The 8,568-nt window shown below is 72.9% G+C and carries 7 protein-coding genes; 4 read left to right on the forward strand and 3 right to left on the reverse strand.

Annotated features, from left to right (window positions below):
- Positions 1 to 15 precede the first annotated feature (15 nt).
- The 3 genes from ACWDVW_RS01770 to ACWDVW_RS01780 all read left to right on the forward strand — a co-directional run bounded on the left by ACWDVW_RS01770 (position 16) and on the right by ACWDVW_RS01780 (position 3,930).
- Complete coding sequence (locus ACWDVW_RS01770; RefSeq protein ID WP_449943469.1) at positions 16 to 2,628, forward strand: S8 family serine peptidase; 2,613 nt, start codon at positions 16 to 18, stop codon at positions 2,626 to 2,628.
- 51 nt (positions 2,629 to 2,679) lie between these two features.
- Positions 2,680 to 3,621: a GNAT family N-acetyltransferase gene (locus ACWDVW_RS01775; protein ID WP_449943471.1), complete on the forward strand. Its 942-nt coding sequence runs from the start codon at positions 2,680 to 2,682 to the stop codon at positions 3,619 to 3,621.
- A gap of 69 nt (positions 3,622 to 3,690) precedes the next feature.
- Positions 3,691 to 3,930 carry a hypothetical protein gene (locus tag ACWDVW_RS01780; RefSeq protein WP_396741997.1) on the forward strand — a complete coding sequence of 80 codons (240 nt, stop codon included), beginning with the start codon at positions 3,691 to 3,693 and terminating at the stop codon, positions 3,928 to 3,930.
- A gap of 51 nt (positions 3,931 to 3,981) precedes the next feature.
- Here ACWDVW_RS01780 and groL read toward each other — a convergent pair whose 3' ends face one another.
- The 3 genes from groL to ACWDVW_RS01795 all read right to left on the reverse strand — a co-directional run bounded on the left by groL (position 3,982) and on the right by ACWDVW_RS01795 (position 7,657).
- Complete coding sequence (groL, locus tag ACWDVW_RS01785; RefSeq protein ID WP_449943475.1) at positions 3,982 to 5,604, reverse strand: chaperonin GroEL; 1,623 nt, start codon at positions 5,602 to 5,604, stop codon at positions 3,982 to 3,984.
- A gap of 273 nt (positions 5,605 to 5,877) precedes the next feature.
- Positions 5,878 to 7,329: a hypothetical protein gene (locus ACWDVW_RS01790; RefSeq protein ID WP_449943477.1), complete on the reverse strand. Its 1,452-nt coding sequence runs from the start codon at positions 7,327 to 7,329 to the stop codon at positions 5,878 to 5,880.
- 127 nt (positions 7,330 to 7,456) lie between these two features.
- Complete coding sequence (locus tag ACWDVW_RS01795; RefSeq protein WP_099852798.1) at positions 7,457 to 7,657, reverse strand: cold-shock protein; 201 nt, start codon at positions 7,655 to 7,657, stop codon at positions 7,457 to 7,459.
- 211 nt (positions 7,658 to 7,868) lie between these two features.
- Here ACWDVW_RS01795 and ACWDVW_RS01800 point away from each other — a divergent pair, with 211 nt between their 5' ends.
- Complete coding sequence (locus ACWDVW_RS01800; RefSeq protein WP_449943480.1) at positions 7,869 to 8,399, forward strand: N-acetyltransferase family protein; 531 nt, start codon at positions 7,869 to 7,871, stop codon at positions 8,397 to 8,399.
- Positions 8,400 to 8,568: the final 169 nt, after the last annotated feature.

An 8,568-nucleotide genomic window follows, 5' to 3' on the forward strand; every position in this document is an offset into this window, starting at 1 on the left:
CCGTAAGGTGTGCGGATGCGTGACGATCACTTGACGTCCGGTGACGCCGGCAGTCCCTGGGCCGTTGTCGCAGCGGTGCTGGTCGGTGGCGTGACGGTCACCATCGCCCTGCTGACACAGGCCGGTGGCTGGCTGGTCGACCAGGTGCTGCTGCTCAGCGGGCTGGACCGGTTCGTGCCGCTCTGGCCGCTGACCGGCCTGTTCGCCGTGCTCCTGATCGGTGCCGCCACGCTGCCGCTGGCCCTGGTCCCCCGCTCGACCGCGATCCGCGCCGCCGGCCGGGTCTGGCTGGCGGCGACGCTCGCGATGGGCGTGCTCGGGCTGCTGCGGACGATTCCCCCGGTGCACCACGAGGCGTACCTCGCCGCACTGGCCGTGACCGCCGCGCTGCTGGCGCTGCTCGCGCACCGGCTCTCCCCCCGCCTGGCCCCCGCTCCCCGCCGCGCCCGCCCCGGGCCGCTCCCACCGCCCGGTTGGCCCACGACACCGCCCGGCTGGCCCACCACGCCGCCGGGATGGCCCAGCACTCCGGCGGCTCCGCCCACGACGCCGCCGGGGCCGCCCGGGGCGGGGCCAGAGTCGCTCGGAGAGCAGCCGGTCGCTGCTCCGGTCAGCGATCGTTCCGGACCGGTTGATGATCGGTCGGACGCGGTCGGGCCCGACCGGGCCGCGCCGCCGGCTCCCCGGCCGACCGTGGTGACCCTGCTCGGCATCGCGGGTGGGCTGGTCCTGCTGATGCCCTGGGTCCGGTTCGGCGCGCTCGGCGGGCTGCTGGAGACGCTGCTGGCCGGGCTGGCCGCCGCCGCCGTGGGAGCGCTGGCCGGCGAACTGCTGGATGCCCGCTTCTGGAGCCGCCACGAGGTCGGCGAGCCGCCCCGACCGGCCCGGCTGGTACTGCTCGGCGGGCTGGTCGCCGGAGTGGTGCTGCTGCTGGTCGGCGCCGGTACCGGCCAGTCGGGTGCCCAGTTGCCGCTGCTGCTGACTCTGCCACCGGCCGGCTTCGCGCTGGCCGCGCTGCGGGCGCTGGCCCGGCGTACCGACCGGCGGCACGGTCGCCTGCCCACCGCCTGGCTGGTCGGGCTGGGCGTCTTCGGTCCGCTGGCCTTCACCGACCCGGAGGAGGTCACGCTGCTGCTGTCGGGCAGCCGGGACATCCCGTTCTGGGTGGCCGTCACCACCGGCGCCGGGCTCCTCATCGCGCTGCTGCTGTCGGCCGCGTACGCGCTGGTGCTGGCCCGGCCCTCGGCGCGCCCGCCGCGCCGGGCCACGGCCTGGACGACCGCCGTGGTGATGCTGCTGACGGTCGGCGTCGGAGGCGTCGTCGCCGGCCAGCCGGGGCTGCACGGGGAACGGTTGTTCGTGGTGCTGCACGAGCAGGCCGACCTCACCGGCCTGCCGGCCGGGGCGGGCAAGGCGGGCCGGGACGCCCGCGCCGAGGAGGTCTACCGGCGGCTGGTCGACACCGCCGAGCGGACCCAGGCCGACCTGCGCCGGGATCTGCGCCGCCTGCGGCTCGACCACACCGCCTACTACCTGGTCAACGCGATCGAGGTGGACGGCGGGCCGGTGACGCGGGCCTGGTTGTCGACCCGGCCCGAGGTGGCGCGGGTCCTGGTCAGCCAGCGGCTGCGCCCGCTACCGGTGCCGGACGGCACGACGCGTGGCGACGCGCCCGCGCCGACCGGACCACCCTGGAACATCACCATGATCGGTGCGGACCGGGTCTGGTCAGAGCTGGCGGTGACCGGCGCCGGGGTGACCGTGGGCAGCTCCGACTCCGGGGTGGACGCCGGTCACCCGGCGCTGACCACCGGGTTCCGGGGCGGCGACGACTCGTGGTTCGACCCGTGGAACGACACCCGTACGCCGACCGACCGCAGCGGGCACGGCACCCACACGGCGGGCAGCGCCGTCGGGCGGGGCGGCATCGGCGTGGCACCGGGAGCGCAGTGGGTGGGCTGCGTCAACCTCGACCGCAACCTGGGCAGCCCCGCCGCGTACCTGGACTGTCTCCAGTTCATGCTGGCGCCCTTCCCGCCGGGCGGCGACCCGTTCGCGCAGGGGCGCCCGGCGCGGGCCCCGGAGATCCTGACCAACTCGTGGGGCTGCCCGTCGATCGAGGGCTGTGACCCCCGGACGTTGCTGCCGGCCGTCGACGCGTTGGAGGCCGCCGGGATCCTCGTGGTGGCCGCCGCCGGCAACACCGGACCGTACTGCCGGTCCATCCAGGACCCGCCGGCCCCGTACCCGGACGTGCTGACGGTCGGCGCGGTGGACGAGCGGCGGCGGGTCACCGACTTCTCGTCCCGAGGTCCCACCCCGTCGGGCGTGCACAAGCCGGACCTGGTGGCGCCGGGCGAGGACATCCTCTCCGCGATGCCCGGGGGCGGTTACGCCGCGCTCGCCGGTACGTCCATGGCGACCCCGCAGGTGGCGGGCGTGGTGGCGTTGATGTGGTCGGCCAACCCGCAGCTCGTCGGTGACCTGGACCGGACCCGGCGGATCCTGCGCGAGACGGCCACCCCGATCGACACCCCGAGCGGCTCCCGCAACTGCGGCGGTACGGCGAACGTGGCCGGCGCCGGGCTGGTCGACGCGTACGCCGCCGTCGAGGCCGCCCGGGGCTGATGCCGGATCGCGGCCTGACACCGGACTGGTCGTGATCTAGGGTCGGCAGGCATGGACGGGACCACCATCGTCGAGTTGACCGTCGAGCGGGCCGCCGAGGTGGTGGAGCTCTGCCGCCGGGCGCTCGACCTGCCGGAGGACGCGGCCGAGGCGGAACCGCTCGTGGCGACGCTCTGGCACCGGGCCGCCGCCGACCGGCCGGTGCGGGTGTGCGGCGCGTACCGGGAGGATGCCCTGGTCGGCGTCCTGATCGGGTCGCGCTCCGGCGAGGCCGGGCACGTGGACCTGCTGGCGGTGGCCCCGGAGGTACGCCGTCAGGGGGTGGCTCGGGCCCTGCTCGGGCACGCCGAACGGGTGCTGGCCGAGTCGGGTGCGGTCGAGATGGTGCTCGCCGGGAACCCGCCGCACTACGGCTGGCCCGGCATCGACGTCCGCTACACCCCGGCGATCTGTCTCGCGCTCGCGCTCGGCTACCGCCAGGACGGCACCGCCTGGAACATGACCGCCGACCTGTCGTACGACTCGTCGCCGGCCCTGCGCTCCACCGAAGCCGCCGAGGCCCGGCTGGCCGGACAGGGCGTGACCGTACGCCGGGCCGAGTCGAGCGACCTGCCGGCGCTCGCCGCGTTCGCGCGGACGACCTTCGGCGGGGCGTGGGACGCCGAGTTGGCCGGTTCGGTGGGCCGCCCCGACGCCGGTTGCCACCTGGCCGAGCGCGACGGTGAGCTGCTCGGCTTCGCCGCGTACGGGTCGTCCCGGCCGAGCTGGTTCGGGCCGATGGGCACCGCGCCCGCCGCCGAGGGGTCGGGGATCGGCGGTGTCCTGCTCCGTCGCTGCCTACGGGACCAGCGGGCGGCCGGCGTCGAGTTCGCGCAGATCGGCTGGGTCGGGCCGGTGGCGTTCTACTCGGGCAGCGCGGGTGCCCGGATCGAGCGGGTCTTCTTCCTGTACCGCAGGGCGCTCGGCAGCCGGAACGAGTCAACCGGCTCATAGCCGCCGATAGCACCGTTCACCCACCCCGGTCATCGACGCCCCCTACGGTTTTGCATAGAGGAGGCAGCCATGACCACGGATGACGAGCAGACCCGGGACACCCTGGCGGTGCCCCTGGTCGCGGTTCCCGAACTCCCGGCCCAACTGCCGATCGACCGGCTGGACTACGGCGACGCGGAGCAGTTGGCGGAGATGAGCGGGGCAGCCGAAGCACCCGAGGAGCCGCTCATCCTGGTCGACGAACCGGCGCCGCACCGCCCACCGTACGACCGGGCGCAGCGGCGCGACGAGCGGCCGCTACCGACATAGGAAAGGGCGGACCGCTGACGCGGCCCGCCCTTTCCGGCGTTGGAGCTGGACTCAGAAGTCCATGTCCCCGCCACCCGGACCAGCCGGGGCGGCCGGGGTCTTCTCCGGCTTGTCCGCCACGACGGCCTCGGTGGTGAGGAACAGCGCGGCGATCGACGCGGCGTTCTGCAGCGCCGAGCGAGTCACCTTGGCCGGGTCGATGATGCCCGCGGCCAGCAGGTCCACGTACTCACCGGACGCGGCGTTCAGGCCGTGGCCGGCGTCGAGGTTGCGGACGCGCTCGACGACGACGCCACCCTCCAGGCCGGCGTTGACGGCGATCTGCCGCAGCGGGGCGTCCAGCGCGATCTTGACGATCTGCGCGCCGGTCGCCTCGTCGCCGGCCAGATCCAGCTTGTCGAAGGCGGTCTTGCCGGCCTGTACCAGCGCGACACCACCACCCGGGACGATGCCCTCCTCGACGGCGGCCTTGGCGTTGCGGACGGCGTCCTCGATGCGGTGCTTGCGCTCCTTGAGCTCGACCTCGGTGGCCGCGCCGACCTTGATCACCGCAACACCGCCGGCCAGCTTGGCCAGGCGCTCCTGCAGCTTCTCCCGGTCGTAGTCGGAGTCGCTCTTGTCGATCTCGGCCCGGATCTGGTTGACCCGGCCCTGGATCTGCTCGGCGTCACCGGCACCGTCGACGATGGTGGTCTCGTCCTTGGTCACCACGACCTTGCGGGCGCGGCCCAGCATGTCGAGACCGGCGGCGTCCAGCTTGAGGCCGACCTCCTCGCTGATGACCTGGCCACCGGTGAGGATGGCGATGTCGGTCAGCATGGCCTTGCGGCGGTCACCGAAGCCCGGCGCCTTGACGGCGACCGACTTGAAGGTGCCCCGGACCTTGTTGACCACCAGGGTGGCCAGGGCCTCGCCCTCCAGGTCCTCGGCGATGATCAGCAGCGGCTTGCCCGACTGCATGACCTTCTCCAGGATCGGGAGCAGGTCCTTGACCGACGAGATCTTGCTGTTGGCGATCAGGATGTACGGGTCGTCGAAGACGGCCTCCATACGCTCCGGGTCGGTCATGAAGTAGGCCGAGATGTAGCCCTTGTCGAAGCGCATGCCCTCGGTGAGCTCCAGCTCCAGCCCGAAGGTGTTGCTCTCCTCGACGGTGATGACGCCTTCCTTGCCCACCTTGTCCATCGCCTCGGCGATGATCTCACCGACGGTGTTGTCACCGGCGGAGATGGAGGCGGTGGAGGCGATCTGCTCCTTGGTCTCGACGTCCTTGGCGAGCTTCAGCAGCTCCTCCGAGACGCTGGCCACGGCGGACTCGATGCCCCGCTTCAGGGCCATCGGGTTGGCGCCGGCGGCCACGTTGCGCAGACCCTCGCGAACGAGAGCCTGGGCCAGGACGGTCGCCGTCGTCGTGCCGTCACCGGCCACGTCGTCGGTCTTCTTGGCGACCTCCTTGACCAGCTCGGCGCCGATCTTCTCGTACGGGTCCTCGAGCTCGATCTCCTTGGCGATGCTCACACCATCGTTGGTGATGGTGGGGGCACCCCACTTCTTCTCGAGCACGACGTTGCGGCCCTTGGGGCCGAGGGTCACCTTCACGGCGTCGGCGAGCTGGTTCATGCCCCGCTCGAGGCCGCGGCGAGCCTCTTCGTCGAACGCGATCATCTTGGCCATACGGCGTTGTCCTCCTGGACACTCACGGACCAGCCGGGGTGTGCCCCGGACGGGCCGTCTGGTGTACGCACCTTGGGACGTCGCCACCTGGCGACGGCGACGTCTCCTCGGCCGGGCCGGATAGCCCGCGACGACCGGCCACTGCCCCGCCCGAGGTGATCCCCCGAGTGCGACGGTGGCCCCACCGTCCCGACCAACTGGCACTCACGCCATGCGAGTGCCAATGACTTGTTTAGCACTCTGCCCTGCCGAGTGCAAGCACGACCGCCGTGATCAGCCGAGTTCGTGGGCTAGTTGGGCGTCGTTCACCGGCCCCTCGTGTGCCCGCTGCTCGGCGTACGTGACGACCAGCCCGACCAACTGGGCGAGCTGGGCCGGCAGGGTCAGCAGCGCCGTCATCACCGTCACCACGACCGTGCCCACGGTCACCGTCCGGGTGTCCATCGGACCGGTGCCGATCGACAGCAGCGCCACCTGCTCGATCATGGCCGCGGCCAACGACACGGCGATCACCGCGCCGATCACCAGCGCCAACCGGCCGAGCAGCAGGCCCAGCCGCTGCCGCAGCATCTGGTGCGAACGGCCGATCGGGTTGTCCCGCTCGAACAGGTAGACCGGGCCGACCATCGCCAGCGCGAACACCGCGTAGATGCCGGGCAGGAAGCAGAGGCAGAGGCCGAACAGCACGATCATGCCGACCAGCAGGGTCCAACCCCAGAGCCCGAGCGCCCGCCGGAGCCCGTAACGCAGGGCCGTGCCGAGGTCGACCGGGGCACCCGCCGCCTGCCGGGCGATCACCCAGGTACCGGCGGCCCACCCCACGCACTGCGCCAGGCTGGCGATCAGACCCGCTCCGAACAGGCTGCCCACCCACACGAAGGCGTCGGCCCAGAACCCGGTGGGCAGCACGGCGCTGTCGCCGGCGAGCTGGTCCTCCCAGCGCGCGGTGGGGTCGATCACCAGCCCGAGCACCGCCACCACCATCGCCGGCAGCACCTGCGTGATCAGAACGATCGGCAGCAGCACCGGCCAGCCCCGGCGAACCGCGCCGACACAGCGCGCGTACCAGCCACCCACTCCGGCACCGGGCGGATTCACCAACGGGCTGGCCGGGTCGAGGCCGTGCCCCGGGTACCCACCGTAGGGCGACGTCGGATAGGGCTGACCGGGATAGGGCAGCGGCCCCCCGACTTGACTCGGATACGGCTGACCGGAATAGGGCTGCCCCGGATACGACTGGCCCGGATACGGCTCACCCGGATACCACTGGCCCGGATACGACTGGCCCGGATCGGGCGCTGGTGCACCCGGCTGGCCGGGCACGCCGGTCTCGGGGCCACCGCCCCACGGCGCGGCGGCCGCCGCCCCCACACCCGGGGCCGGAGCGGGCTCGCCCGAGACGCCCGGCCCCGGCGACACCACGGACGGCTCACCGGCACCCGGCGGCGAGACCGACGCCGTCGGGTCAGTCGGGGGCGTCGGGGGCGTCGGGTCGACCGGCGGCGTCACGGATCCGGCCGACGGCGGGTAGGGGGCGGTGGGGTCGACCGGTGGCCGCCCGTCACCCTGATCGGTGGACCGATCAGGCTCGTTCGCGGATGGGTCGGGCCCGGTGGCGACTGAGTCGGGCTCGTTCACCAGCGGGTTCGGCTCGTTCGCGGGCGAGGGCCGGTCCGGCTCGTCAGGGGACGAGGACGGACCCGCCGGGGGCGGCTGGTCGGACATGGACGCTCCTCAGCGATGGCTGGATCGGCCCATGATCTTCCCTGGTCGGCCCCGGCGCCGCAGCCCTGCATCGGCCACGTTCCCAAAACCCCGTCCGACGATCAGCCGGGCGAGGTCCGGGGAGTGCTCAGATGACGCGTACCCGCTCGGCCTGGGGGCCCTTCTGGCCCTGGGCGATCTCGAACTCCACCCGCTGGCCGTCGTCCAGCGCCTTGTAGCCGTCCATCTCGATCGCGGAGAAGTGGACGAAGACGTCCTGCCCGCCGTCGACGGCGATGAAGCCGTAACCCTTTTCGGCGTTGAACCACTTCACGGTGCCCTGTGCCACGGTGTTGTCCTCACTCTGCGCGGCGTACCACAACTCCGGGCGCCGGCACGCCGAGCACCCGAAGACCACCCGGTTTCAGCGATCCGCGACGACCCCGAAAACGGTGACCGAAATCGCACGGTACACGAGGCGTGACGACCGCGCACGACCACAAATCGGGCGTATTCCGACTCGCGGCATCGCCGTACGTCATTGTGGTAAGCATGCCGACATGACCAGCGCCATCGACGGGACCGGCACCCTGCGGGCGGACGTCCGCCGGGTCGAGCCGACGGACGCCGCCCGGATGCGGGCCCTCCGGCTGGAGATGCTCGCCGACGCTCCGCTGGCCTTCCTGGAGACGATCGCGGAGGCCGCCGCCCGCCCGCACGCCGAGTACGCCGCCCGGATCGCCCAGGTCTCGGCCGGCACCCACACCGCCCAGTTCGTGGCGGACCCCGGCGGCCGGCTGGTCGGGCACGCCGGCGGTGTCGCCCACCCCACGGAACTCGCGGTTACCGTGGTCTACGCGGTCTACGTCACCCCGACGTGGCGCGGCACGGGCCTGCTCGCGGACCTGATCGAAGCGGTGGGTGCCTGGTCCCGGGACTGCGGGCGGCGCGAACTGATGCTCGAAGTCGTGGTGGGCAACGACCGCGCGTTCCGCGCCTACCAACGGATCGGCTTCGCCGACACCGGGGTACGGGTGCCACACCCCACCGTCCCCGCCCTCCGCGAACTCCAGATGCGTCGCCGGGCGTAGTCGGCGGTCGTTCAGGGGTTTCCGGGCCGCCCACCCTGGTCGGGTAAGGGTTTCCGGGCAGCCCACCGTGGTCGGGGCACCGTCGACCACCGCGACCGCATCCGGCGACGACTGCGCCCAGCCGGCGACCAGCGCGTCCACGGTCAGCTCCGGGGACTGCTCCCGGGCG

This window comes from Micromonospora sp. NPDC003241 (genome assembly GCF_053589795.1).